This window comes from Sphingobacterium sp. UBA7253, assembly GCF_002472745.1.
In the GTDB taxonomy this organism is placed as follows: Bacteria; Bacteroidota; Bacteroidia; order Sphingobacteriales; family Sphingobacteriaceae; genus Sphingobacterium; species Sphingobacterium siyangense.
Genome location: NZ_DKSP01000219.1, coordinates 1 through 25,797, shown reverse-complemented (window position 1 = coordinate 25,797; position 25,797 = coordinate 1). Strand labels below are relative to the sequence as shown.

At 41.1% G+C, this 25,797-nt stretch carries 25 protein-coding genes and 1 tRNA gene; 7 read left to right on the top strand and 19 right to left on the bottom strand.

Going from position 1 to position 25,797, the window contains the following annotated elements:
- Positions 1-102 precede the first annotated feature (102 nt).
- Positions 103-1,374: a glucose-1-phosphate adenylyltransferase gene (locus B2X72_RS22440; RefSeq protein ID WP_145327434.1), complete on the bottom strand. Its 1,272-nt coding sequence runs from the start codon at positions 1,372-1,374 to the stop codon at positions 103-105.
- Positions 1,375-1,625: 251 nt separating this feature from the next.
- Entirely contained in the window at positions 1,626-2,084 is a 459-nt protein-coding gene (locus B2X72_RS22435) for a hypothetical protein (RefSeq protein ID WP_145327435.1), read from the bottom strand.
- A gap of 253 nt (positions 2,085-2,337) precedes the next feature.
- Here B2X72_RS22435 and B2X72_RS22430 point away from each other — a divergent pair, with 253 nt between their 5' ends.
- A complete protein-coding gene (locus tag B2X72_RS22430) occupies positions 2,338-2,946 on the top strand; it encodes a methyltransferase domain-containing protein (RefSeq protein ID WP_286851532.1) in 609 nt (202 codons plus the stop codon).
- On the opposite strand, the gene B2X72_RS22425 is transcribed toward B2X72_RS22430, so the two are convergent.
- Positions 2,930-4,462, bottom strand: a complete 1,533-nt coding sequence (locus tag B2X72_RS22425; protein ID WP_286851530.1) for a SulP family inorganic anion transporter — start codon at positions 4,460-4,462, stop codon at positions 2,930-2,932. The two genes, B2X72_RS22430 and B2X72_RS22425, sit on opposite strands and share 17 nt — an antisense overlap.
- Before the next feature lie 101 nt (positions 4,463-4,563).
- Here B2X72_RS22425 and B2X72_RS22420 point away from each other — a divergent pair, with 101 nt between their 5' ends.
- The gene (locus B2X72_RS22420; RefSeq protein WP_286851529.1) at positions 4,564-6,096 is read left to right on the top strand and encodes a DUF3943 domain-containing protein; all 1,533 of its coding nucleotides are present in this window, start codon (positions 4,564-4,566) and stop codon (positions 6,094-6,096) included.
- A gap of 41 nt (positions 6,097-6,137) precedes the next feature.
- Here B2X72_RS22420 and B2X72_RS22415 read toward each other — a convergent pair whose 3' ends face one another.
- Positions 6,138-7,586, bottom strand: a complete 1,449-nt coding sequence (locus B2X72_RS22415) for a L,D-transpeptidase family protein (protein ID WP_286851527.1) — start codon at positions 7,584-7,586, stop codon at positions 6,138-6,140.
- 114 nt (positions 7,587-7,700) lie between these two features.
- A complete protein-coding gene (fbp, locus tag B2X72_RS22410; protein ID WP_088161098.1) occupies positions 7,701-8,711 on the bottom strand; it encodes a class 1 fructose-bisphosphatase in 1,011 nt (336 codons plus the stop codon).
- 176 nt (positions 8,712-8,887) lie between these two features.
- Here fbp and B2X72_RS22405 point away from each other — a divergent pair, with 176 nt between their 5' ends.
- The 5 genes from B2X72_RS22405 to B2X72_RS22385 all read left to right on the top strand — a co-directional run bounded on the left by B2X72_RS22405 (position 8,888) and on the right by B2X72_RS22385 (position 14,331).
- A complete protein-coding gene (locus B2X72_RS22405; protein ID WP_088161097.1) occupies positions 8,888-9,214 on the top strand; it encodes a hypothetical protein in 327 nt (108 codons plus the stop codon).
- A gap of 257 nt (positions 9,215-9,471) precedes the next feature.
- Entirely contained in the window at positions 9,472-12,222 is a 2,751-nt protein-coding gene (locus tag B2X72_RS22400; protein WP_286851526.1) for a heavy metal translocating P-type ATPase, read from the top strand.
- Positions 12,223-12,277: 55 nt separating this feature from the next.
- Complete coding sequence (locus B2X72_RS22395; RefSeq protein ID WP_182981140.1) at positions 12,278-12,556, top strand: lipopolysaccharide assembly protein LapA domain-containing protein; 279 nt, start codon at positions 12,278-12,280, stop codon at positions 12,554-12,556.
- A gap of 141 nt (positions 12,557-12,697) precedes the next feature.
- Positions 12,698-12,770: transfer RNA gene (locus B2X72_RS22390), tRNA-Lys, on the top strand.
- 247 nt (positions 12,771-13,017) lie between these two features.
- Entirely contained in the window at positions 13,018-14,331 is a 1,314-nt protein-coding gene (locus tag B2X72_RS22385) for a site-specific integrase (RefSeq protein WP_070561911.1), read from the top strand.
- Here the strand turns inward: B2X72_RS22385 and B2X72_RS22380 are convergent.
- The 14 genes from B2X72_RS22380 to traM all read right to left on the bottom strand — a co-directional run.
- Positions 14,299-14,688, bottom strand: a complete 390-nt coding sequence (locus B2X72_RS22380; RefSeq protein ID WP_070561909.1) for a cysteine peptidase family C39 domain-containing protein — start codon at positions 14,686-14,688, stop codon at positions 14,299-14,301. The genes B2X72_RS22385 and B2X72_RS22380 overlap by 33 nt on opposite strands.
- 155 nt (positions 14,689-14,843) lie before the next feature.
- Positions 14,844-15,836 (bottom strand): hypothetical protein, encoded by a 993-nt coding sequence (locus tag B2X72_RS22375; protein WP_070561907.1) that lies wholly within the window; start codon positions 15,834-15,836, stop codon positions 14,844-14,846.
- Positions 15,837-16,862: 1,026 nt separating this feature from the next.
- The gene (locus B2X72_RS22370; RefSeq protein WP_070561904.1) at positions 16,863-17,417 is read right to left on the bottom strand and encodes a hypothetical protein; all 555 of its coding nucleotides are present in this window, start codon (positions 17,415-17,417) and stop codon (positions 16,863-16,865) included.
- A 325-nt stretch (positions 17,418-17,742) separates the two neighbouring features.
- Positions 17,743-18,033 (bottom strand): helix-turn-helix domain-containing protein, encoded by a 291-nt coding sequence (locus tag B2X72_RS22365; protein WP_070561901.1) that lies wholly within the window; start codon positions 18,031-18,033, stop codon positions 17,743-17,745.
- 10 nt (positions 18,034-18,043) lie between these two features.
- Positions 18,044-18,349 (bottom strand): hypothetical protein, encoded by a 306-nt coding sequence (locus B2X72_RS22360; RefSeq protein ID WP_139144903.1) that lies wholly within the window; start codon positions 18,347-18,349, stop codon positions 18,044-18,046.
- Between the two features lie 23 nt (positions 18,350-18,372).
- Positions 18,373-19,539, bottom strand: a complete 1,167-nt coding sequence (locus B2X72_RS22355) for a hypothetical protein (RefSeq protein ID WP_070561897.1) — start codon at positions 19,537-19,539, stop codon at positions 18,373-18,375.
- Positions 19,520-20,371: a DUF3560 domain-containing protein gene (locus tag B2X72_RS22350; protein ID WP_070561895.1), complete on the bottom strand. Its 852-nt coding sequence runs from the start codon at positions 20,369-20,371 to the stop codon at positions 19,520-19,522. The genes B2X72_RS22355 and B2X72_RS22350 overlap by 20 nt, the downstream gene beginning before the upstream one ends.
- Before the next feature lie 32 nt (positions 20,372-20,403).
- Positions 20,404-21,219 (bottom strand): DNA adenine methylase, encoded by an 816-nt coding sequence (locus B2X72_RS22345; RefSeq protein ID WP_070561893.1) that lies wholly within the window; start codon positions 21,217-21,219, stop codon positions 20,404-20,406.
- A gap of 37 nt (positions 21,220-21,256) precedes the next feature.
- Positions 21,257-22,174, bottom strand: a complete 918-nt coding sequence (locus B2X72_RS22340) for a hypothetical protein (RefSeq protein WP_070561891.1) — start codon at positions 22,172-22,174, stop codon at positions 21,257-21,259.
- A gap of 10 nt (positions 22,175-22,184) precedes the next feature.
- Positions 22,185-22,451 (bottom strand): hypothetical protein, encoded by a 267-nt coding sequence (locus B2X72_RS22335; protein WP_070561889.1) that lies wholly within the window; start codon positions 22,449-22,451, stop codon positions 22,185-22,187.
- Between the two features lie 21 nt (positions 22,452-22,472).
- Positions 22,473-23,306, bottom strand: coding sequence for a hypothetical protein (locus tag B2X72_RS22330; RefSeq protein ID WP_182981130.1), 834 nt, complete (start codon positions 23,304-23,306; stop codon positions 22,473-22,475).
- Between the two features lie 24 nt (positions 23,307-23,330).
- Positions 23,331-23,867, bottom strand: a complete 537-nt coding sequence (locus B2X72_RS22325; protein ID WP_070561886.1) for a hypothetical protein — start codon at positions 23,865-23,867, stop codon at positions 23,331-23,333.
- Between the two features lie 17 nt (positions 23,868-23,884).
- A complete protein-coding gene (traN, locus tag B2X72_RS22320) occupies positions 23,885-24,718 on the bottom strand; it encodes a conjugative transposon protein TraN (protein ID WP_286776896.1) in 834 nt (277 codons plus the stop codon).
- A 31-nt stretch (positions 24,719-24,749) separates the two neighbouring features.
- Positions 24,750-25,797 (bottom strand): conjugative transposon protein TraM (gene traM / locus B2X72_RS22315; protein WP_286851522.1); only part of this gene is annotated, 1,048 nt, incomplete at its 5' end.

Below are 25,797 nucleotides of genomic sequence, written 5' to 3'. Positions count from 1 at the left end.
CATCAATCTCCATTTTATCATTAAACAAAGGAAAAGTAACGAAAGTCCGCTGTTTTAGCTTTTAAATAGACGGCGGACTTTCGCTTCAACATATATAAATGATCAAAATCCTATCGTAACACCATTGGCAATGATCGCATCTTTTTTCACAACAACGATGCCGTCACAGATCATATGCGTATCAAAATCGCCATCATTCAAGCCCGGTCCACCAATGATACGAACGTCATCTCCAATACGGCAGTTCTTATCCAAAATAGCATTTTCAATATAACAACGTTTACCCACGCCTACCGGTGGTGGCTTTTGTGTATTTCCCAATTCCAATACTTCTTCCAATTGCTCATAGTAATCTGTTCCCATCATGTAGGTCGATTTAATAACCGTCCCTTCACCAATACGGGAACGTATCCCAATAACAGACCTCTCCAGTTTATCTCCATTTAAAATACATCCATCGGCAATTACCGTATTATTCAAGGTTGTCCCCGAAATTTTCGAAGGTGGAAGCATCCGCGCACGTGTATACACGGTTTCATTAAACAGGTTGAAATCCGGAATGTCATCCGTTAATCCGATATTGGCATCAAAAAAGGATTTGATGGTTCCGATATCGGTCCAATAACCATCAAATTGATAACTTAACACGCGAAGTGCTTCAATGGCATCCGGTATAATTTCCTTGCCAAAATCCATCCCGGGGTTGGCAATTAAAAGGTTGCGCAAGATGTTTTTTGAGAAAACATAAATCCCCATGGATGCCAGATAATGTCTTCCCTGCTTATGCAAAACCTCGGAGACCTCTGAGGTCCAATTTAATACTTCATCCTTATCGGGCTTTTCAACAAAAGCGGTAATTTCATTTGCTTCATTCGCTTTTAAAATACCAAATCCTGTAGCATCCTTACCATTGACTGGTATAGTCGCAATGGTAACATCCCCCCCATTTTCAACATGGAAGTCAATCAGCTTCGAATAATCCATTTGGTATAACTGATCACCAGACAAGACAAGAATGTAGTCGTAATCTACATTCAGGAGATGTTTCTGCGTTCGCCTAACGGCATCAGCCGTACCCTCAAACCAACGATCGCCCTCATTGGTCTGCTCAGCAGCCAAGATGTCAACAAAGCCCTTACTGAAAATGCTGAAATTGTAAGAATTTTTGATGTGTGTGTTCAAAGAGGCTGAATTGAACTGCGTCAGTACGAAGATCTTATTATAGCCAGAATTCAAACAGTTCGAAATCGGAATATCGACCAAACGATATTTTCCAGCTATTGGAACCGCTGGTTTCGACCGTTGCTGTGTCAATGGGAAAAGGCGCGACCCTCGACCTCCTCCCAATACAAGGGAAACTACTTTGTGTATCATACCTCAATCCATTAATTGGTTATAAAATTGTTATCTTCAAGAACAAGGACCTGATCAGGTTTAGTCTCGAGATTCTTTAAATTCAGGTTTAAGAATCCTTATTAAATTAGCAATTTTCCGGATAAGAAGCAAACAACAATTTTAATCAATGATTCTTTTCACAAAAAAGTAATTCTAGAAAAACGAGCAGAAACATGCTTAATTTTAACCGATTAAAAGGCGATGATGACAAGTCCGTGTCTCCCATAGGTTTAATATCCAAATAGACCACTGAATAAAAAAAGGCCGTAGATATAGCCAACAAGTAATAGGTTAACACCTATTTGCGGATATTTCTTTTGGGTAAATAACCATAGGATCTCAATAAAGGCATAAATGGACAACGGTGCTGCAAGACTGACGGTCATAAAATAGAGTAAATATCCAGCCCCCAAAGCATCATTTTGTTGTTTAAGAATCAAATATGGGACAAGAAGTAGCAGAAAGGCGATACAGACTACAGAAAATCGAATAAAAAAATGTCGTTTTAGTTTTCGATCCCCTTTAAGAGGTTTATACATAAACAGTGTTGAGCCCGATATATAGAGTGATAACAACAAATAACCGATATAGTGATGCGCGCTCTCCAAACCATTCCAATCTTGATTAGCGTAGGCAAGACCAACAATTAGAAATAAAACAATAAATAAAACTACTTTAATATAATTCATCTAAAAACATGAGGGGATTATCCCTACTAGAGTAATTGAACGCTATAAATTTTAATATCGTATGGAATACAAGTGAATTTCAAGATTTCTCTCCAATACGATGTCTTACCAATCAACTTTGACCACGATAGTGCAAATCAACTAAATAAAATCAACTTCCGAGCGGGTAGCTAAAAGCAATTTTCAGCAAAGAGAAGCACCCTATTGACCTAATATTTATGTAAATTGCTAAAGCATATAGAACAAAACAGCTATGAATTCTTCATTATTGGATGAAAATTATTGGGATGAACGTTATAAGAACAAAGCAACAGGCTGGGATATTGGCTATGCCTCTCCTGCTATTATCAATTATGCAGCGGAGGCTATTGCCAAAGATGCATCTATTCTAATTCCCGGTTGTGGAAATGCCTATGAAGCAAAGACTCTACTTGACATGGGGTTCCATCAAATTACCTTACTTGACATCGCTCCGACCCTCGTTGCAAAGGTAAGAAAGGAGTTCGCCAATAGCCCTCAGATCCAGATTGTATGTCAAGATTTCTTCCAGCACAAGGGTCAGTACGACTATATAATTGAGCAAACATTTTTTTGTGCACTGGATCCTTCATTACGTCCCAGCTATGTACAACAAATGCATACTTTGCTCAAGCCTCAGAGTATACTGATGGGCTTATTGTTTAAACGGGAATTTGCGCAACAAGGACCACCTTTCGGTGGAGATCAAACGGAATATCAACAATTATTCGCATCGCAATTTGACATTTTACAGCTGACAGATTCAACCAACAGTATTCCTCAAAGACAGGGAAATGAACTGTTTTTTGAGCTGCGCAAAAAAGAGTCTACTTGCCCGGCATGACCCGATAGGTTGGATCTTCCATGATATTGACCTTCACAATGCCCGCCGCATTTTTTAACAAAGAGCGACAATCTTCACTGAGGTGCCACAATTCTATTTTTTTTCCTTGTGCAGCGTAGCGTTCGGTAATTTTGTTGAGTGCATCCACTGCGGACATATCCACCACACGACTTTCCTTAAAATCTAAAATCACGCGCTCGGGATCTTCCAAAACATCAAATTTATCCAAAAAATTAGCTGTTGAACCAAAGAAAAGAGGTCCATAGATTTCATAATGCTTGATGCCCTCGGCATCCAAATATTTTCTTGCCCGAATGCGCTTCGCATTATCCCAGGCAAATACAAGTGCGGATACCACTACACCAATCAGCACCGCAAGTGCCAAATTATGTAAAACCACGGTAATTCCGGCGACAATAATCCCAACGAAAATATCTGATTTGGGAAATTTATTGACAATCCGTAAGCTCACCCATTGGAAGGTTCCAATGGCCACCATCATCATCACACCGACCAGCGCGGCCATGGGTATCTGCTCAATAAAAGGAGCACCTACCAAAATAATCACTAAGATGGTCATCGCTCCAATAAAAGAAGAAAGTCGCGTACGCGCACCAGCATTTAAATTGACCAGTGTTTGAGCAACCATGGCACAGCCACCCATTCCTCCAAAAAATCCATTGATTGTATTGGCTATCCCCTGCGCCATGGATTCGCGGTTTGCATTTCCTTTACTCGCCGTTATTTCGTCCACCATGTTCAGTGTCAGAAGCGATTCCACCAACCCCACCCCAGCCATCACCAAAGAATACGGAAAAATAAATTGCAATGTTTCCCAGCTCAGGGGTACATTAGGTAAATGTAGATGGGGTAATGTCCCACTAACAGAGGCAATATCTACTACTTTTTTGGTATCAATACCTAAAAGAGAAACCAGACCAAATACAACCAGAATCGCGATTAAAGAGGCTGGAACAGCCTTCGTTATCCGAGGAAATCCAATCACAATCAACATCGTCAGCAGAGTCAGTCCCCCCATGATGTATAAGGTACTTCCCGACATCCACTCCGCTCCCTGTCCGGTATTCACCTTAAATTGGACTACTTGAGCCATAAAAATGATAATGGCCAGTCCGTTCAAAAAACCGTACATAACGGGCTGCGGAATTAAGCGTACAAATTTCCCCCATTTAAAAAGCCCGACTAAAAATTGCAGGAGCCCCGCAAAGACGACAGCAGCAAACAGGTAATCAATACCGTGACGTGCCGCCAGGGCCATCAATACAATTACTGTTGCGCCAGCACCTCCCGAGACCATCCCTGGCCTACCTCCCAAAACGGAAGTGATCAAACCCATTAAAAATGCTGCATAAAGTCCCGTCAATGGTGGTAGCCCGGCTAAAATTGCAAATGAGAGTGATTCCGGAATCATTGTCATTGCGACCGTTAATCCTGCAAACAACTCATTCTTAAGATTAATCGATTTTATATTGAATATTTCAAAGGTATTGTTCATTTTTAAATTACTTGAACAGGATAATTGCCGCAAAGGTACTAATCACACAAACACTTTTCCCCAATATTTGTTATTCTTTACAAATTTTATCGCAAAACAGTATGTTCATTTCGATTAAACAACGCATTAACCAACGTCATTATAGTCTCTTAATATATATCATTTTGTTGCTTGTCCAGCTCGGGAGTATACGGCCTAGTAAGGCTGCATTCCTACCAGCTAGAGATTCCTTAATGACTTCAGATAGCCTATTTCGAGCGAAACCTGTCGAAAAATATCCCATGTACCGCGATGAGCAACCACGACTTTGGAACAATCATCTTATCAACGTAAAACAAACAGACAGTCTATTCGAGTACCAAAAGAAGAACTTCTTAAGGGCGGGAATTGAGTGGTTTTCCATCCAAGCTATTCCTGCTTCGGTTAATTACTTCATTCGAAAAGATCCTGTTTCCCATATTTCCTTTAAAAACTTCTTTAGCCATTTAAAACTGTCTGCCTGGACCTGGGACGACAATCTTTTTGCAACAAATCAAATAGCGCATCCTTATCACGGTCAGTTTTATTTTAATTCGTTACGATCCAACAACTACAGTTTTTTACAATCGACAGCAGCAACCGTAGCTGGTAGCTATATCTGGGAAACTGCAGGTGAAACAGAACCACCATCTATCAATGATATCATCAACACAAGTTTTGGCGGTACTATTTTAGGTGAAATGACCCATAGACTATCGCATCATATTCTTTCGCGCCCAAGCCTGACCAAAGGACAACGCAATAAAAAAGAACTATTGGCCATGTTGATCAATCCGATAAACGGGCTAAACCGTCTGCTCGACGGGCGCTGGGGAGATCAGGTAAAAGGTGCCGTGGTCGACAGTTCTTTAGTACACACTGAAGTTGAATTGGGGCTAAGACGGTTTGATGCCAAGGAACATGACATCTTGAATAAAGGAAAGAATGACATCTATGCCCGTATCAAACTGATTTACACCAACGATGATCTAGACAAAAAGAAACCCTTTGATGACTTCTTCCTTAATTTGGAACTTGGATCAGATGATAGTTCCATCGTCAATGCGGTCAATGTGTATGCCTCGTTATACGGTAACCGTATTTTATCCAATTTAACAGGACGTCATCGTGGTATCGTGTCTGCGCACTTCGACTTTCTACGCAATGAAGCTTTTTATTACGGATCACAGAGCATCAATTACAATGTTTTTTCAAACTTCAATATTGGTAGCCGTACCAAGCTGACAACCATCCTTGGTGGTGGTCCAGTGGTATTGGCTGCTGTACCTGATCCTTATCTCCATTTTGGTGAAAGCCGCACATACGATTATGGCCCCGGGGCAGATGTTAGGGCTTCAGCCACATTGAGCACATTAAACCGCTTTAAATTTGGTGTAGATTATCGTGGCGGATATTTTGTCACAATCAGTGGCAACAAATCCCACCATTTTCTACACGCGGTATCCACGAGTGCTTCAATGCGTATCTGGAAAAATTTCGGTGTCAACCTTTACTCCGGTTACTTTAGATTGGAAGGTCATTATCAAGACCATAACAATGTCAACAAAGACTATCCTTTTGTACGGATAGCACTAGCCTACAACTCTGAATACTAGCGATAAAAAAAGGCTTAACTAAATGAGTTAAGCCTTTTTGATTAATTTGTCCAATATTTCTTTAACGCTTCCTTCAAACGCGGATCATAACCATATATATCCGGATACGTAACAATTTTCCCTTCGTCATCCAACCAGGTCGTATAGTAGGTGATATAAACTGGCATCTGCCGTTTAAGTGTTACCCAACGTGATTTTGAGATCGAATCTGTGGTAATTTCTTTTGCAATTTTTTCGGCCTGTTTTTCATTATTGACAAGGTAAGACGCCAAATCAACGGGTTTTTCAACACGCACACAACCATGGCTCACGGCGCGATTGCTCTGCCCAAACATTTGTTTTGCAGGCGTATCGTGCAGATAAATGGAATAGGGGTTCTCAAACAAAAACTTCACATTCCCCAATGAATTATCCGAGCCAGGATTTTGTTTAAAACGAAAATTCTCCACAGAATCCGAATTCCAGTTGACCGTTGCAGGGTCCACTTGTTTACCTTTGTAATAGGCTACCATATTACGCGAGGCCAGATAGTTTGGATTATTTCGAACGCTTGACAATAACTCTTTCTTGACAATACTGCTTGGAATATTCCATACGGGATTTACTTGCATGGCATCCAACACCCCTTGCATGACAGGCGTCTCGTGGTTCTCACCTTTTCGCGTATAAGCCGGATTATCAGTTTCACCTACACACACATTCATCAGTTGACTTGTCTTCCCTTCTTCCATAATATGTAATCGTTGTTCAGGTATGTTCACAAATACATATTTCTCCGGAAAAGCATCTCCCATCCAGCGCAATTTTTCCAATACCATTAACACCTGGCTACGTTGTGCACTGTTTAGGTTCCCATTTTCCAATAAATCCTGAAACCTGGTGTAATACTTATTTTTAGGTTGGATATCGGTCAACACAGTTCCAATTTTTACACTATCCAGCATTTGTACAACTTTACCATAGCTCATACGCTTTTGAGGAACGAAATATCTTCCATAAAGGCGTTTGGGGTTGACCACACCATATTTTATGCTGCTGATATAAGCCACGAGCCCATCAGTACTCAATAAGTCAAGTTTGGCCAATAATGGATAAACTTCAGCAACATCTTTGCTTTTCAGTTTTCGAAGCGAAGATAATGTTTCCTTAATCGCAGTTGTATGGAAATAACTAGCTCGAATACCATGTGCATCACTCCGCTCAAAGTAAGTTAACATGGTGTCGATACTACCATCAAAAAGGTGTTCGGCAATTAAAGTCATCCCTTCAGTAGAATCCGATAATTCCTTCATCCAGCTTGGATTAACCAATTGAGATTTTTCCTTGCCATATACTTCATGGAAGACTTTTACATACGCTGCTGTGTCAAAATCCTTATAGGACTTATTTTCAAGCTCTTTCGCCAATACATCGCCATAAGTCGGAGGATTATCCTTACAAGAAAAAAATACTACTGAAACAAATGAAATAAAAACTAAAAATCGTAACATATTACAAATCGTGAAAAAGAAATGGCTTCGCAATAATGAAGCCATTTTCTGAGGACAAAGATAAATAATTCTTATTGTCTAAAGAATCTTACCTATCATTGAATCACTACAGAATCAATCACTGTATTTTTTCAGGAAATCTTCCAGCAATTCCACCATATCGGTATTGCCCAAAAAAGCTGCTGATCGCTGGTGCAAAGTTTTTGGCTCAATATCGAGTATGCGCTGAGATCCATTCGAAGCTTTACCCCCTGCCTGCTCAATGATGAAGGCAATTGGATTGCACTCATACATCAATCTTAGCTTACCATTAGGGTGCGCAGAAGTCGTTGGATAAAGAAAGATACCCCCTTTGAGGAGATTACGGTGAATATCGGCCACCATTGAGCCGATATACCGTGACGCATAGGGGCGTTGCGTTGCACTTTCCTCCATTTGGCAATATTTGATATATTGCTTAACGCCGTTTGGAAATTTGGAATAATTTCCTTCGTTAATCGAATAAATTTGACCCGAAGCCGGAATTTTCATATCAGGATGGGATAAACAAAACTCGCCGATCGAAGGATCCAATGTGAATCCGTTTACGCCCTTTCCCGTTGTGTACACCAACATGGTTGAACTACCATAGATTACATAACCTGCAGCGACCTGTTTCGTTCCATGCTGTAAAATATCATTGCTATTACAAGAAACACCCGTATCAGAAATTCGTCGATAAATGGAAAAAATCGTCCCCACAGATACGTTAACATCGATATTGCTTGAGCCATCCAGCGGGTCAATACACACAATATATTTCGCATTTTTGGAAACCCCTGATTGGATATACACTGGATTTTCATGTTCCTCTGAGGCAACTACACAGCATTCTCCCCCACTTTGAAGCGCTTTGATAAACTGCTCATCGGCATAAACATCCAGTTTCTTTTGTCCCTCGCCCTGCACATTGACCTGGCCTGCATCGCCTAAAATATCAACCAATCCCGCTTTATTAACCTCTCTATTTACAATTTTTGCTGCGATTCCAATATCGCGCAGTAGTCTAGAAAGCTCCCCTTTAGCATACGGAAAATCGGCCTGTTTTTCAATGATAAATTGACCTAGTGTAGTTATACCACTCATAATGTTGTTTTATTGGATATTTGTTGCACAAAGCTAAAAAAGTTAAACAAACTTTAGCAAATACATCCTTCTCATATTTAGCATTTTAGCAGACTAAATACGCAATCGATTGCGCTATGTTTTGAAAACTCTTCTTTGCTAAAACGATTATTAGCTATTAAAAAAATAATAAAAGGTTGAAAGCAGTGGATAAATTTCAAATAGCAACGATTAGAAAAAAAACAATAAATGCTAAGTATTTGGTAATTTTGGCTAAATATTCTGATACAATGCAACAACTAATACAACTCATCGAAAAGGAAAAATTAGGCAATCAGCCGGCAACACAGCACACGTTGATCATCGACGATAAGCAAGTGATTCACGGTGCTCTTTTCCTAGTAAAAACCGCCCGAAAAACATTTAAATTGATGATCCCGGCGCCTTTTCACGAAGCAGTTCTGAAAGAACAAGTAACCATCAATACATTGATAAAACATCCCCAAGTAATGCTACTGGCTTAATCAAAGGGAAATTCCCCTATCCCATACCTATCCCCAGAGCAAACAAAACATAGTTCGGTTGTGTTTACCATAGCGTAGTTTCGCTGTTTTTTTTACACCATATTTCGTTTCCGGAAGACTATAACGCTGGTTCGACCTAGAAAATGAGAGCAAACCGGAAGCACATATTATCAACGGGAAATTTTACAAGAAAACCCGGTAAAAGTGTAAAAATCACCTCGATATAACGTTTAACTTTAGGCAACAAAGACAACGCTATGCAACACCACTATACACTTTCGGGAATGTCCTGTGATGGATGTAGAACCACAATCGAACATGCATTGAATGAGCTTCCTGGGGTTCATGCCGAGGTAACTTTAAACCCGCCAAGCATGACAGTAACATCCCAGAAACATATTCCGTTACAGCAATTACAGGAAATAATATCAAAATTAGGTCCTTATCAACTCAGCGAAATACATAAGCATCAGGGTGATGTACAGTCCGATCAACACATTGTAGCACAAGCTTCGGAGAGATATGGCTGCCCCATGCATTGCGAAGGTGAAAAAACGTACAGCCAGCCAGGAAATTGTCCGATTTGTGGTATGCATTTGGTGAAGCTCGATGCAGAAACAGCAATTAAAAATAAGCTGCATACTGAGCATGCAGCGACCTTGCATATCCAACACGAACAGCAACACAATCATTCCGCTCAGTCAAATGCCACGGTACATCAATCACAGACAATATCTACACCTGACAAAGCACATGGTCATACGTCTGCTGATCAATACTATTGTCCGATGCATTGTGAGGGCGACAAACGCTATAATGAACCCGGAAACTGTCCGGTATGCGGCATGAATCTGGAAAAGGTACCCATGTTAAAGACAGATCTTCAATATACCTGTCCTATGCATCCTGAGATTGTACAAGATCATCCTGGAAATTGCCCTATATGCGGTATGGACCTTGTGCCTATTGCCAATGGGAATGATGAGGCCGACGATCACACATATCGTGATCTACGCATGAAATTATGGGTCTCTATCCTATTTACGGTCCCGATCTTTATACTTTCCATGGGCGAAATGCTTCCCGGTAATCCAATAGGTAAAATCATTTCGCCGAGTTGGTCTGGCTGGGTTCAGCTGGCTTTATCCCTGCCGGTTGTTTTTTATACCTGTTGGTCTTTTTTTCAACGGGGCTGGGCATCTTTCAAAACCTGGCGCCTTAATATGTTTAGCCTGATTGCACTTGGTGCTGGAGCTGCGTTTGTCTATAGTTTGGTTGGCCTATTTTTTCCGCAGGTCTTCCCTGCTGAATTAAAAAATCACCATGGCTACATTGCACTTTACTTCGAATCCGTTACCGTCATATTGACTTTGGTATTATTAGGCCAGGTGATGGAGGCCAAAGCACATTCCAAAACCAATTCGGCAATCAAAGAGCTGATCAAGCTGAGCCCTTCCGAAGCTACGCGCGTAGAAAATGGAATAGATAAAAAGATCGGCATAGATCAAATTCAACTCGGAGATATACTCAAAGTAAAACCCGGGGACAAAATCCCCGTTGACGGGCAGATTACGGATGGCAACAGTAACATTGATGAATCCATGCTGACGGGTGAACCTATTCCGGTAGAAAAACAGGAAGGAGATCATGTTAGTTCGGGAACAATCAATGGCGACCGCAGTTTCCTCATGAAAGCAGAACGTATCGGTTCGGACACCCTACTGGCTCAGATCATTCAACTCGTCAATGATGCGAGCAGAAGCAAGGCTCCCATTCAACGATTAACGGATAAAGTATCCGAGATATTTGTTCCGATTGTCATAATCATTGCAATTTTGACATTTCTTACCTGGTGGCTTTGGGTTCCTTCCGCTTCCTTAGCATTCGGCTTTGCCAATGCACTTGCCGTACTTATTGTCGCCTGCCCCTGTGCCTTGGGACTCGCTACACCGATGTCTGTCATGGTGGGTGTCGGCAAAGGGGCCAAACATGGGATCCTGATCAAAGATGCAAGTGCGCTGGAAAAAATGAACCATGTAGATGTGGTTCTAACAGACAAAACAGGTACCATCACCGAAGGAAAACCCACCGTTGATGATATTCAGCCAAACTCTTCCAGCAGCAAAGACGAGATATTATCTTTGGCTGCCGCTTTAAACGCCAATAGCACACATCCATTAGGTCATGCTATTATTGAAAGGGCAAAAAAGGAAAATAGTAAAACGGACCTTGCAGTTTCCGATTTTGAAAATGTTGCCGGGCAAGGAATCACGGGAAATATAGCTGGACATAGCATAGCACTGGGCAATCAATTGTTGATGGAGTCTATCGGCATAACAATTCCTCATGATATGAAGCAGATGGCCGAAACTGCTCAATCCCATGGAAAGACGGTATCCTTCCTTGCAAAAGACAGTAGCTTATTGGGGTATTTTAGTATTTCAGATCAAATAAAAGCCTCTTCGAAGCGTGCAATCCAATATCTTATACAGCATAAAGTCGATGTCGTTATGCTGACGGGAGATAATATACATACGGCAAGGGCTGTGGCGGATCAAGTTGGCATCAAGCATTTCAAAGCCAATGCCTTGCCCAAAGATAAATTGCAGGAAATTCATGCGTTACAGCAAAAAGGACATGTGGTGGCTATGGCTGGTGATGGTATCAATGATGCCCCTGCCCTTGCTCAAGCCGATATCGGCATTGCCATGGGCACAGGGACCGATGTTGCCATACAAAGCGCTTCACTCACTTTGCTGAAAGGAGACCTTATCGGAATAGCCAAAGCAAAGGTACTGAGTCAAAAACTACTCCGTAATATTAAGGAGAACCTGGGTTTTGCTTTCGTCTATAATATACTCGGAATTCCATTGGCTGCCGGACTTCTATATCCTACTTTCGGAATTCTCCTGTCCCCGATGATTGCTGCCGCTGCGATGAGTTTCAGTTCCGTTTCGGTTATCTTGAATTCTTTACGCTTAAATCGGGCAAAGATCGATATCGATTAAAAACAGATATTCCCTATATTCGCTGTTAGAATAACGACATATAGTTTACAGTAACATGCGTAATATTTTTTTAATCTTGATAACGGTTATCATCACAGTTGTGTGTGTCAAAAATCCGCAATCGGTGCAGCTCAATTTTCTTGGGGAATCACAAGTGGCACTATGGAAGCTATTATTGGCCTTTTTTATTGCCGGAATTGTATTCGTATCCCTATTGAAAATCGGAAAAAAGAAACAGCGGGCGTATGAAGAGGAAGAAATAGACGAATCGGAAGAAGAAAACAGCGACAGAAAGTCCCAATTATCGGATGAAGACCGGGAATTTCTATCCTAAACAAAAAAATAAATCACTAAAAATGAAGCCCTAAACAGCCGTAGCGCATTTTTATCGCACAAATACTTGCGTGGAATAGGGATTAACCCTATCTTTGCATCACTTCAAACAAGGAACGGTAGTTCAGAAACAAAGAAGTAAGATTCCGTAGCTCAGCTGGTAGAGCAATACACTTTTAATGTATGGGTCCTGGGTTCGAATCCCAGCGGGATCACAAAAGGCGCTATTTATAGCGCCTTTTTTGCGTTTATCCTATGATAATTAAGCCTTTCTACAAATTATCATACTATCTCATATCATATCCTAGCATATTAAATGGTGCCCCTTTCGGTGCCCCATTTTAGTGTGTAAATTGGGGCACCATTCTTTTGAAATCTGGTTTTGTGCAGTTGGATTTAAGGATCGGAAATTAATTCCCGCAGACAAGGCGGGGTCATTTTTCAACCTTTAAAATGTGTAGGATGAATAATCAGAAAGTCCACATTCTTTTTTGGCTTAAGAGGTCAAAAAAAACGAGCGATGGCACTTGCCCTTTGTACGCAAGAATTACCATCGAAGGCGAAGAAGAGCCATTATCTCTAGGTATTAAAATTAAGCCCCAATTTTGGGATACTAATATCAAAAGAGACACTGAATCAAGTGCAACGGCGAGGGAAAACAATTTAAAGATTTCCAAGGCAGATGTTGACCTTGATACCCACGTTAAAATTTTGAGGAGCAAGCATGAAAAAATAACCCCTCTCATGCTTAAAAATGCTTACCTGGGCCTACCGTTAGATTATATTGGGCCAGTCCAGAAGTCAATGGAAATCGAAAAAAAACCTACTTTGTTGAAAGTCTTTGATGACTTTATAAAGCGGTTTGAAAAGCTGGTTAAGAAAAAGGACAGATCGAATGATACATTAAAACACTGGAGGTCGGCTAAAAAAAAGGTAATATCATTTATCAAGTTCCAATACGAAGCGAAGGATTTTGAACTGGAAAACATTACCTATTCTTTTGCTGAAAAGTTCTTCGACTACATGACGCTGGAAGTAGATAAACCAATTAGCGCTGTCACTGCAAAAGGGTATATCAAAAAGCTAAAACAGATCCTTGAAGGTTGTGCTAAGAATAAATTAATCCCCTTAAACCCTATCAAGGCATTTGTTTGCTATGGTGGTGATAAAGAAATCGAGCCACTAGAGTTTTACCAAGTAAATTCAATTTATCGAAAGGATCTTCCGATTAATAGGTTATCAGAAGTAAGAGATGCATTTATATTTCAATGTTTTACCGGCTTTGCATACCAGGATATTTATACCCTTACCCCTGAAAATATAATAGAGGTCGGTGTCAATAGGGAAAGGTGGCTAATTAAGGAACGTGGTAAAACAAAGGTAACTGAAATGGTACCCATATTACCAATAATAGAAGAGCTGATAAATAAATATAACGGTCACCAATATTGCGTTAAAAACAACTTGCTAATTCCGGTTAACAGCAATACAAGATATAATGGATATCTAAAGGAAATTGCTACGCTTTGTGGCATAAATAGGGAGCTCCACACCCACTTGGCGAGACACACCTTTGCTGATATGATGCTGAATCTAGGTGTTCCTCTTGAGGATGTGAGTAAAATGCTAGGCCATAAAAGCATAAGAACAACAGAACGCTACTGCAGGGTCCGGAAAAGCCGTATCAGTGAATCCATGAACAGGGTACGTAGTAAACTATTCAATGATCAAGGACATTTAATCTCAAGCTATCCTAGCCATGTTCTTGCAGTTTAAATAATTGGCTTCTTTAAACATGCACGCATTGGCGAAGCTGGTGATCCGGGAAAATAGTTTCGAAGATACGCCCAAATGAGTTAATGCACGGCGCTCGAATTGGCGCATGCTGACTCCATCCCTGGTCAAATAACTTTTATTACACAGGTTCTCGAGCGAATAGTTTTTGCCGTAAAACTTTGTGATCATCCGGACACAAGTTGGACTGCAATCCATCGCATCCGTCTGCTTATAAAAGGGGAATTGTTTCAAAATTGAAGTTTGGGAGGTTATATTTTTAAATAATTTTTCTGCCTGCTGTTGAAGAAATTGACTTGGATAGTGTCTTTTGATAGGGCTCCAGCTTACTTGTAGCATGGCACGCCCTGGCTGAAAAAATCAGGAATTAAATAATGCGCCGTTATGTTTGAGTCAATAAAAATCCTGGTTCAATGCGGTGGGCCATTGAACGAGGGCAGATCATGTCGATCTGCTCCCTGAGCTTTCGGTAAAATGTTGATTATTGGAACGCGCTATTCTATGGCACCCCATTTTCGGAACTCCATTGGAGCGTAGTTTAAAATATCTCCCCAAACGGAAGACATGTAAAAACGCTTGTCCACATATTTTTGGTAGTTGAGTTTCCTTTTATACTCTTCTAACGATTCCAGGTAAAGGGTTGCACGCCTTTCGTTCACGGCTTGCATGTCTGGAACCTCTTCAAAAATGACTTTCCCATTTTTGTCGGCCTTACGAGGCAATACACCAAAATAAAGACTTGTGTCTGCCTGCATGTCTATAATTAACGCAAACTCATCAGGAGGATAATCGCCCGCCAGGACTGCTTTTCTTACCGGGCCATTGAGGGTGTGATTGGAATGTCGGGCGTGCCAAAGTAACATCCACATGCAGTTGTCTGCGGCTGCATATCCTTCAGCATCCTTTTCAAAAAGGCCGATGCGCTCATAACTGGGGAATCCATACTCCTTGATTAGGCGAATAGCATTTTTGATGTTGGCAGAATCTTCAGAAATGAGCTTTTTTATCTCGCCTTGAGTTTTATGTTCTGTTTTTCTTATACGCTGATCTTCATCATAGATTGAATCGTAACGAGCAGCCAACAGTTTCTTTTCACTTTTGTCTGCTATACTTTTTAGGGAATCGTAATTTTTTGTCAGCCACTTATATAAGGACTCCTCATGTATAGTCGTTACAAATCTGCCCTTCGCAAATTTTTCTATTGTTTGCCCATTAAGTACCATTTCGTCAAAAAAGTGCTTAGCGGCATTTGAATCAGCGACAAGATAGGCGACTGCAAAGGCATTGTAAAGATCCCTAATATTGGGATATTTATAGGTAAATGCCACGTTGTAACTTTCCAGCGCATGTTTATATGAGCTGTCTAATATGTGGACCTCTGCCTGGTTTTTATAATGATAATACTGGGAAACTTGTTGATCTAATTTGTCGCCGCCGTAAACGATGGTCGATAAAAGACAAAAAAATAGTGCACTATACTCGCTCATACAATCATCTTTACGATTAAAAAAAGGAAGCTGGATAAAACTGCATGATGCAGCTTCCGATTAAACCACCTGCTAGTTCATATTAAGGTGTTATCCCCAATAGTCAAGAACAAGCTTTCCCTGTTAGTAGCCCAGGAAGTGATACCGTCCGTCTCCCCATTCTACACGGTCGGTGTCACATTTATAATCTCTTCCCTGGTAGGTTACGGTTTTCCCTCTGTTCCACCGCCACCTTTGACAGTCATCTTCTGATCGGTTGTGAGAATCGGAAAATTTCCGCTATTCAAGCTTGAAAAAATACAGCCCGGATGGACTGTAAGTAAAAGTTGCGTTTACATAATCAAATGCACCGAAGGTGTTCTATCCGAATAGAGTAACCTTACTGTTTTGTTTAAAGTTAAGTAAAAATGGTTCAGCTGCACTTTGGCAGGCGTAGTTAATGATAATACCGACGTTTACCGGCAATGGCATAGTTGGACCATACTTTTTGGGCGGCGGAGGTGTTTCTACGAGCTGGCTACGTCCTTTTTCAAGTAATGGTAATAGCATCTGGAGCTCTTTAACTGATCCACTATCAACTTTTTCAGCTTTTAGTTCCTATATAAGTGCTTCTTGATAAACGTTGATCAGATCATCAGAAGCAAGTATCATCCCATTAAGTTCTTTGATCGGACTAGTATAGATAAAGGGAAATAGCGGCTGATAAGCGGCGACCGAACCTCCGGCATTGTTTTCTTAAATCGAGGATCAGGGTCTTCGCAGCGTATATCTTAGCACTGTCTTTTTTATAATGCTGTCTATGGACCCGATCTCGTAAGAAAAATCGTGGATTGTCATCAAATACTTTGAAGTCCCCAATTTGGAATTAAAGCTTAGGTTCAGCTCCCTTTTCGGTAGGAAAGGGGCTAAAAGCAAAACAGGTAAATTATAATAATTTACCTGTTCTTTAGCTGAATAAAATAAACGAATGCAGCAGTAATGGTCCACGCTTTCGATTTTCAATTAATACCTTTAAGAGTAAAATTTTCAAATGTTAAATTTCAATGGTTTCACATAAGCATCTTTATCAGGATCATAACTATACCCTTCCCGTCTAAGATGGGCAGAGATCTTATTGAGATTTTTTTTGCGCATTTCAGTATCCATATCAGGAAGCTCTAAAATTGACTTTGACCGGATGAAGGAAGTACCGGGCAGACGGTAAATATTTTCCGCGTGCAGTTGTTCATTCAGAAATGAGGACTCGAATTTGAGCTCAACAGAATCCAGTTGTTGTCTATTCTTTTCCAGATAAATATCCAAAACCGGATCCTCCCAATACTCTGGAATACGCTGCTCTGTATCGACAGCAAGCTTTAAGCACTCCGAATCCATGGCTGAGTTGGAAAGTATATATAATGCATTATAAATCCCATTTCTTATTTGCCTGTTTATTTCAGGCATTGCTTGATCATCCATAACATCATTTCTAACGTGCAGATCTTCCAGTTGGTCACGCACCCATTTAGCAACAAATTTTGATAAGTGCTTCAATGCTTTTTGATCATTATAGACTAACGCTTCTTTAAGGATACGGTTCATTTTTCAATTATTTGGATATTCAAATTTACCTATTTTTAGATTTAGCTTCTTGTTGTAACTTAAATTTTGGCGATTTCTTATCATCAAAAATTCATGACAAACAGGATGGGTCAATACTTTTGTTGTAAACCCAATGCCATGCAAGCTCTTTCCAATTTCTGATCAATCTTCCCCTATATTGCCATTTTCGCTGTTCATAAAACTTGTAAAACGCTTCAGCTTCCGACTGCTTTTTGCCCAGTTCAAGGAAATATATCACCACATGTTTTAATAGTGGAGGAACCTGCTTGCCAAGACCGTTTATGTCATCCTTTAAATACAAAATTTAACCCACTTTATATTTTTGCATCATCGCTTCGATATCTTCTATGTCGTAATACATATCCCCACCTAATTTTACGTAAGGCAACTTTTTAGACTTTCTTAGCGTCTGAAGCTTCCCGGAGCAGGTATTGAGCAGCTTAATTACATCTCTTGTTTTTAACCATCTTTTGGGATAAGTAATTTTGGCGTATAGCAAGCTCCTGATCTCAGTCAGTAACTCCTCCTTTAAGGCCTCCAAGTCCCTGCTTGTAATTTGCATAGATTTTTGCTCTTCTAAATTTGTATTTCCCATAACTCACCTCCTAAATCATTGCTTCTTTTTTAAAAATTTTTGTATTGCTTATGCCATAATTTCTAACAGCATCTTTAAAGTCCATCCACATACGGATATTGTAATCTGCAAGTTCCATCATTTCTTCGGCCGTAAGTTTATGCGGATTGAATACCTCCCCAGTTTTGCCATCACCACCTGTTATTATAAAACCGAAAATATTGGGTGTAAAGGCTTCGGCGATTTCCATACTTTTTCCTATGGCAACACTATTGCCATATAATTTTATCGTTTTACCATTACTGAACGATAGAATACGTTTTTTAATTTCTGCCATATACTGCATTTAATTTTTATTGATCAAAACCCTAGTTTCTTAGATCGGGTCAGCGACTTTTTTAATTGAATTTGATTTTTTAAATGATCGCTACAACGGACCATGCATTGACTCGCCAGACCAGCTTTTCTGATAATCTGCATTGCTTCCAAAGGTTTGTCTGTTTTAATCATAGCAAGGGCCCTAAATCCCTCTATCCTGGTTTTCTCCTTACTTTTTATTTCCCTGGAATTTAGTACTTGCAAGATTTCATAGGCAGGTTGCAGAATAGAGAGCTTTTCAAGTTCTTTTGCGATGTAGGTCCCGTCATTTAGTTTAAGCACAAGTTTACTATCCTCCGGAATATGGCCTACAACCAAGCCGATGCCGTCCGGTGCCGACCGTTTGGACATAAAAACAGGTTTACCATAAAAAAGCGTCATGTCTTCTGCAATATGTTCTACGATATTGCGGAGTTTATTCTTATAAAACAGAGTCTGTTCCTGTGCCGTTTTTAACCTTCCGATGAACAAGCGTCTATCAGCATTAAGCTTATCGGCGGCTGGAGCGACGTCGATTCGATTAGAAATTCCAACGTTTTTTTGCTTCTCCAGGATCGGTTGTATCTTGTTTTTATTAAGCTGACTTTTAAGATATTTCGGGTTAGTCAGATTAAGCACCAAGACAGCGGATCTTTCCAGGAAAATTTTAGACTGTTCGCTGTAGAAATTTGCCATTTCCAGTGCAGAAACAGCTTTGCTTTCAGCAGTCTGGATTTGTCTTTTTAAATCCTGCTTGACGAAACGATCCGGTTCGATTGCCAACAATTGTTGACGACGTTCAATATATCGCTCAATATTGACAGCTTTCCGTTGCAGCATTTGAGATTTGACATCATACTTTATTGCGATACTTGAGTTTTTATTAAGTCGCTGTAAGATTTTTTTCTCAAAAGGGATCCTACTTCCTTTCCATCCCTGATCTTGGTACCCCAGCTTGAGGAAGCGATCTACTACCGCATGGCATAAATTAAAATCTGCTTTTGATAGCCAGCAATTTCCTGGCCTGCTCCAGCGAAATTTATTCTTAATTAGCTTAAGGTTAGTTGATGAAAGTTTTAAATAGGCTTCCTTGCTTTTGATATGAATTTCAAGGGAGCCGGTTTCCAGATCCCTTATCAAATAGTTTTCTTCATTTTTTTCTGTACTCATCTTTACTCCTCCAAATCTGCATTACGGTGACAGCAGCTATAGACCCTTTTCTTTTTGCTTTCACGTTGTTTTCTATAGTTTTCTGATCGGGAATTTTGCTTAAACACTCCTTATAGAAATCAAGCTTTTCCTGGATCTGTATCAGACGCTCTTCATAAAAGAGTTTTTCCTTTTCACTTATTGGTTCTGGTTTCGAATGAGCATAAAACTTACCTTCCAACCTTCTATTACAAACTTTAAGATCGCGTTCGCATTCCTTAATTCTTATTACTAGATAAAACGGATCTTCAAACTTTTTACCCAAAGCTTCTTTTTTTGCACGTTCGGCCTGCTTTCTATAGAATTCAGCCTTATCCATTTCTTCGAATGCTTTACCAAATTTGTTGTGGATTTTGTCCCTAAAATTCCTATCGGCCTTTTCACTGTGATGCCCAATAAGAATCGGCTGGCCGAAGGGAATCTGTCCAGCCATTGATTTTGCCTGACCATAGAGTTGCTCTGAACGCTCATCTGATTTAGCAGCCCTCGTCAAGGCCCGTTCGGCCCTTGATTCAGACTTTTCTTTTTCGCGTTGTATTTGCTGTTCAAAACTCAGTTTTTCTCCGATAGTCTCCTTATAAATAAAACCCATGCTTTCGAGCTGACGTCTTAAATATCCGGCATTTTCACTCTTTGCTTTAGATATCCAACAGGTCTTCGAGCCACTCCATAAACAATACCTCTTTACGGTATCTTTCTGTTCAGCAGGAAGTGCCTCAAAAAACTCCTTTTCTGAGTAGATATTGAGCTTGCCGGTTTCCTGATTTATTATGTAGTGCGGTGACTTTTCCATATTCTTTCTGTATTATGTTTAAATCCTAACTACTATTCAGACTGCCAGAGCGGGTAATTGCCAACGAGCATCTCAACTTTTTTCTTTGGATTGCCCCCTTTTATATTTACGGTAACGAGCATCTCTTTTTTTAGCACCTGCCATTTATACTTTTTAATAAAACGGTCCAGAATTTCGGAAGGATAAGAAGAAAGCAAGAACTTACCTTTAATGTCGGCAAGCATATTCAGGAGTGCTTCATAATCCTGTTCCGTATAACCTTTGTAGTGGCCCATATTGGATCCGATATAAGGTGGGTCGCAGTAAAAGAATGCATCCTTATGATCCCGGCTCTGAATGATATACAGGGCGTCGGCACATTCGATCTGTGCATTTCGGAGACGCTTCAAATAACGATCGTCGAAGTTTTGCCGTTTTACGGTGATTCTTTTCGAAGTTGAATTCTGTGTTTTATCATAACCGAAAGGTCCATCAAGTTTGCCTGAGAATCCCAGCGCAGATAAAGTCCAAACTGCCCAGGCACGCTTGACTTCATCAAAGAGATCCGGGTTGTTATAAATTACGACTGCCGAATGATGGGCATCTCTGCTGTGCAGGGTCTGCTCTATCAGGGCAGCCAGCTCATCAAATCTCTTGCTGGCCACCCTATAAAAATTCATCAGTTCTTTATTGGTATCGTTAATAACCTCTATTTCTGAAGGTGGCTTCATAAAATAAACCGCGCCACCGCCCAAAAAAGGTTCACAATAAAGGATGTGCTCAGGTATAAGCGAAATAATCCAGGGGGCGAGTGTCTGTTTACCACCATAATAAGTTAAAGGTGGTCTTAGTCGTGTGTTTTTTTCCATGCTCACTAATGCGTTCTCACTGATTTAAAAATTGGTATTATAATCCCGGTCCTTTTTTGCCTTTGCCCGGTTTTTTATTCTGATTCAACTTGCCCCACAACTGCCAGTTCACTGTTTTACCTTTATCATTCCGAAATTCAAGGGTTTTATTTTCTGGCTGGACATAAATACTGCCAGTTACTATTCTGCTGTTAATCATGAGCGCAGTTTCAAATGGCTTTCCTTTTCCGAGGCCTGCAAGCATTTCCGATAACTCGATAATATCCGGCTGCTTTACCAAGGGCATTTGCTTTATTGTGTTTGATACATCGAAATCAGGATACACTTTCAAATAACCTTTTTCTTCTTTAATCCAGTAAAGTTCACCGGACTCATCATTAGCTGAGTACTTTAACAGCGATCCACCCTTTAGTAACGACGCTGCCTGTCCAATGTCGATATCGTTACCATCATTATTGATGGGAACAACAATCATTTTTTCATAGAGAGACTTGTCTGGAAATGGCAGCATATCCTCTAAAATGGTATTGGCAAAATATTTCAATGCCAGCTTATTGGCTAACTCCTCAGCGGTACGATCACCGCTGGTACGGAGCTGGTCCAGTTGCTCAAAAAAAGGTCGCAGACCATCATTTTTGTATAATGGAAACAGCGCCCATTTAATTTCTTTCATCTGCTTTTCCAGTTCAAGGGTATCGATTCCGGCGTAATGACCATGCTCAATGGGTACCACAAGCATTTTAGCCTTGTAATCATGGGAAACATAGTCGCCATTGTCTTGCCTTTGAATAGAAAAATAGTAAAGAACAGATTGATCATTGCTGGCGTCCATGACATCCAAGGTTATTTCCTCTGCATGGGCATTAATATTTTTCTGGGAGATGATCTCTTTAAAGGGCAGGCCAAGGTTGCTCAAGTAATCGGCCATGGTATTAAAATCTTTTGCTCTTATCATTTCAAACCGTTTAAAGTTTTCTTCCTTTGCTTTTGCCAACCGTTTTCTTTTGAGCCGCTTTCTTTTCTATACCCTCGGCAGGAAAATCCTTACCTAATTCATGGCTTCTGCGGTTGAGTTCCATGCCTGCTAAAACCCTTGCATCCAGCTCACCGCTTACAATACGGATGAGCAGGTGCGTATGGGTAATGCTGAAAAGATAGAGCGGGTTCATCTCGTTTGATATAGCGCCGGTCTGGGATGCTTTTCTGTAAATATCAACTTGTTCGGGTGTCATAACTTCGCTGTTTATCTATCTTTATCTTGACAAGCCTTTATTCTGTTTCGGTTTCCAGGCTACTTTCTGTGGCCCCTGGTTTACCCAGGGCTTTTTTTTTACTTCGGCGTTTTCCTTCGCCTCTAATTTTTCTGCTTTTGCAGGAGTGATATCGATGCTGATCCCATTGGCATCCATAAAATTTATCTTGCCGCGCCTGGCGTTTAAGCCTAAAAAACCATCTTCCATGACACCGTTGCGATCCAGAACGATTGCAATCCTATTTGCATGTTGCAGATCTTTTGCCAGCACTTCAACCGATTCATATGCTTTTTTGGTTTCAAATTGGACTTCAGGATTTTCCAGCTGGTCTATAATATCGAAAGGCCGTTTGGCATAATAATTATCATGATAGGTATTGAGCAGCAGGTTTCCTTTGTCGTCTGTTTTTCCTTCAGGATCCAGTGATATATAGGCATTGAATCTGAATTGCTCTGCAGGATGATCCTCTTCAACCTGACGGTACCCGATTATGTTTTGCTTATAAACGGCTACGTTTTGACCATACTCCATCATCCGGGCTGCTTCCTGAACCTTAATCTTCCATGATGTCCTAACCGAGATCTGCGCCATCACCTCACCGGCGTTCACCAGTGTGGCCTGATAACGGTTAAAGAAATAATGGTCCTGCTCCTGGTGCTTATCAAAGGAGAGCTGACATAGTACGGTCCGGTTTTCATCCAGAGGATGCTCGTACTGAAGGACAAAATCAGTTTTGCCTTCTTTCATATTCTTTTCCAGTTGCGGAAAAATAGAGGCATCGAAGCCCCGGATTTCAAGGCTTGTTTTTAAGCCTTCAAAATTTTCTTCTTGCATGATATTGTTTATTTAGATTATGAACTAAATTGATGGTCCTTTTGGCCGCTGCTGCTGCAATTGCTCTCTACCGCCAAGATCGGGACCATACCGTTTTTGGTGCAATTCGCGAGATGGGTCTTCAGCAGTATTTTGAGTCGATGGCAGTTTTAGTTTGCCAGTATCCTGTTGCTGCGGAATGCTTATTTTCGTATTGATAATGCGTTGATCGCTGGCCATCTTTACTCTTTCCATTTCTTTGTTATAGAAAAGCAGGTTGTCCACCCCTTTTGAAACCAGGTAGAATATCCGGCTCAGCAGTCCCGGATAGAGGGAACGAACCAATGATCCGCGTTGGAATTTCATCACCGTCATAAGCGCTTTTTCGTCCTGAGTAAGAAGCCCCCCGCTGTATGTTCTCAGCATCCTGTTATACTCCCGCAGTTTCATGCTCCGGTACCTTCTGCTCTGAAGATCTTTCTGGCTAAGCTGTTTGGTAAAATACTCTTCCAGCCGGCTCCAGTTCCCGAAATCATTGAACAGGGTATTGTTTGCAGCTTGTTTTTCAAGTGTATACTCCATATTACAGGTAGTTTGGATCAGTAAGAAAATGCCTTCGCTTTTAATAGCTGTTTCTGAGATAACTTACATTCCAGGTTCCTGTCGCCATTTGATTCCGAAAGTGCCATCACCAGGTTCTTATTTTCGGCAATGGTAAACTTTGCGAAAGCGACAATTATGGATTGGCCGGTCGGATCTTCGGGTTTGCCTTTGTACTGGATATAGATTGGCTCAATTTCAGTATCCTGGATAGCGGTTCTTTTAGCCCTGGACCGGTCCCTTATAGAAAAGCGTGGTTCATAGGCATTGTAACCGATATGAGTATCATTGGCCAGGTTATAGCGAAAGAAAAGCACGTCATCCTTGATATAAATGGATTCCAATTTTATTTTCAGGCCATTTGATTTTGCCTTTACACCACCTATAAAGGGAGCAGCGCCCAGCATTGTCGCGGCGTAATTTTCAATTTCTTTTTCATTAAGAGAAACCCCTTTAAAGCTGGCCTTGGTCCTGTAAGGCAATTTTGAAACATCAATGGTCAGCTGAGATGGCGCCGGACTATAGGTGACGTTAAAGGAATAGATTTTCCCGTCGGAGGTGACTACATGCAGTGTACTTTCCTGCATGGTACTATCTACCGCTTTTACCTTAAGCAGGTTACTTACCTTGGCAACACGTTCGGCAGAGATAGATCCATCCCCCCTGTCTCCGTCTTCTATCGGTGCCGGGAAAATGAGCAGGGTAGTTTTATGGGCGGTAATCTGAAGCGGGTAAGATCCCGCGATATCGACCGCTCTAACGTTTTGCTGACAGAATGCTGTCAGGCTACAAATGGATAATAGTAGAGCGAAAACAAATTTTAAGTTCTTCATTGTTGTTTTTGTTTTTTATTAAATGTGTTTATTAGTTCGCGTCACCACCTACTAGCAATACCTGAAGACCAGCATTAACAGTGGCTTTGATAAGTTTCACCTTCTTAGAAAAAAGGCTTTTAGCTGCCTCGATGCCAGCGCCAGCTGCCTGGGCGCCTATGGAAGGATCCAGGCTCATAAGCTGCATTCTTTGGACCGCCCGGTCCGCGCCATCTTTGGCAGCATCCCTGGTAATAGCTCCGGGGATCCGGATACCGGGCATGGCGTCCAGTCCGTATACTTTAAGCTCGACTGGAAAATGGCGGTTGCCCAACCTGATGCCGGTGATAGCAACCATTAGCCTTTCCCCTTCAAGTATACAGGAACCGTAAAGGGGAGTTCCTTTCGGAATCTGGAAACCGGCTATATAAATTTCCTCACCCAGTTGCATTTTAAGACTCGAACCGGAAACGACAGTCTGGGTTTCCGCTACAATGGCGGTAATCGACCTGATATCTATACTATCACGCGCCGTACTTGCATCCAAGCCGAAAAAGGCGCCTGTCTGCCTGACTTTTGTTAAGCTAAGAGCAGAGGCAGCCGAAGAGGAATTGCCAGAGACTGGAACTGCCAGGATCTCTGTTTCCTTACCTACGGGCAAAATTCTCCCTCTTTTTTCCAGGGTATAGTCCTTAAGCCGCTGGCGGTAGCGTTCCGGGTGCTGGATGTCGAGCACGCGTTCCAGCATGCCGTTAAGCTGGTCCAGTTCCGCATCCGGCTGCTGGCTATCGTCGGTCGCATTGTTAACCATTTGCTCGATACGTTGCAGCCCAGCAGATGACTGGAAATCCCTATCCGGTTCGTTTCTGTAAAATCCAGGACTAGAATAATCTGATGCGGGCGGTTGCCGCATGAGTCGCTCGAGATCATCGAGGCGCTGTTGAAGCCGTTGCTGCTGCATATCCTGGCTCATTAGGTTGCTCCCAGAAGCCCCGGTATTGTTCCAATCACCGTTCCATGAAAATACGCTGCCGGAAGCGGCAAGGGTATCGGGCTTTATGGGCTCATTAATTGCCGTATCACCACCGTTTCTTTGATAA

Excerpts from the sequence above, each read along its gene's own strand:
- B2X72_RS22440 (WP_145327434.1), bottom strand. The coding sequence starts at position 1,374 with ATGATACACAAAGTAGTTTCCCTTGTATTGGGAGGAGGTCGAGGGTCG.
- B2X72_RS22435 (WP_145327435.1), bottom strand. The coding sequence starts at position 2,084 with ATGAATTATATTAAAGTAGTTTTATTTATTGTTTTATTTCTAATTGTT.
- B2X72_RS22430 (WP_286851532.1), top strand. The coding sequence starts at position 2,338 with ATGAATTCTTCATTATTGGATGAAAATTATTGGGATGAACGTTATAAG.
- B2X72_RS22425 (WP_286851530.1), bottom strand. The coding sequence starts at position 4,462 with ATGAACAATACCTTTGAAATATTCAATATAAAATCGATTAATCTTAAG.
- B2X72_RS22420 (WP_286851529.1), top strand. The coding sequence starts at position 4,564 with ATGTTCATTTCGATTAAACAACGCATTAACCAACGTCATTATAGTCTC.
- B2X72_RS22415 (WP_286851527.1), bottom strand. The coding sequence starts at position 7,586 with ATGTTACGATTTTTAGTTTTTATTTCATTTGTTTCAGTAGTATTTTTT.
- fbp (WP_088161098.1), bottom strand. The coding sequence starts at position 8,711 with ATGAGTGGTATAACTACACTAGGTCAATTTATCATTGAAAAACAGGCC.
- B2X72_RS22400 (WP_286851526.1), top strand. The coding sequence starts at position 9,472 with ATGCAACACCACTATACACTTTCGGGAATGTCCTGTGATGGATGTAGA.
- B2X72_RS22395 (WP_182981140.1), top strand. The coding sequence starts at position 12,278 with ATGCGTAATATTTTTTTAATCTTGATAACGGTTATCATCACAGTTGTG.
- B2X72_RS22385 (WP_070561911.1), top strand. The coding sequence starts at position 13,018 with ATGAATAATCAGAAAGTCCACATTCTTTTTTGGCTTAAGAGGTCAAAA.
- B2X72_RS22380 (WP_070561909.1), bottom strand. The coding sequence starts at position 14,688 with ATGCTACAAGTAAGCTGGAGCCCTATCAAAAGACACTATCCAAGTCAA.
- B2X72_RS22375 (WP_070561907.1), bottom strand. The coding sequence starts at position 15,836 with ATGAGCGAGTATAGTGCACTATTTTTTTGTCTTTTATCGACCATCGTT.
- B2X72_RS22370 (WP_070561904.1), bottom strand. The coding sequence starts at position 17,417 with ATGAACCGTATCCTTAAAGAAGCGTTAGTCTATAATGATCAAAAAGCA.
- B2X72_RS22365 (WP_070561901.1), bottom strand. The coding sequence starts at position 18,033 with ATGGGAAATACAAATTTAGAAGAGCAAAAATCTATGCAAATTACAAGC.
- B2X72_RS22360 (WP_139144903.1), bottom strand. The coding sequence starts at position 18,349 with ATGGCAGAAATTAAAAAACGTATTCTATCGTTCAGTAATGGTAAAACG.
- B2X72_RS22355 (WP_070561897.1), bottom strand. The coding sequence starts at position 19,539 with ATGAGTACAGAAAAAAATGAAGAAAACTATTTGATAAGGGATCTGGAA.
- B2X72_RS22350 (WP_070561895.1), bottom strand. The coding sequence starts at position 20,371 with ATGGAAAAGTCACCGCACTACATAATAAATCAGGAAACCGGCAAGCTC.
- B2X72_RS22345 (WP_070561893.1), bottom strand. The coding sequence starts at position 21,219 with ATGGAAAAAAACACACGACTAAGACCACCTTTAACTTATTATGGTGGT.
- B2X72_RS22340 (WP_070561891.1), bottom strand. The coding sequence starts at position 22,174 with ATGATAAGAGCAAAAGATTTTAATACCATGGCCGATTACTTGAGCAAC.
- B2X72_RS22335 (WP_070561889.1), bottom strand. The coding sequence starts at position 22,451 with ATGACACCCGAACAAGTTGATATTTACAGAAAAGCATCCCAGACCGGC.
- B2X72_RS22330 (WP_182981130.1), bottom strand. The coding sequence starts at position 23,306 with ATGCAAGAAGAAAATTTTGAAGGCTTAAAAACAAGCCTTGAAATCCGG.
- B2X72_RS22325 (WP_070561886.1), bottom strand. The coding sequence starts at position 23,867 with ATGGAGTATACACTTGAAAAACAAGCTGCAAACAATACCCTGTTCAAT.
- traN (WP_286776896.1), bottom strand. The coding sequence starts at position 24,718 with ATGAAGAACTTAAAATTTGTTTTCGCTCTACTATTATCCATTTGTAGC.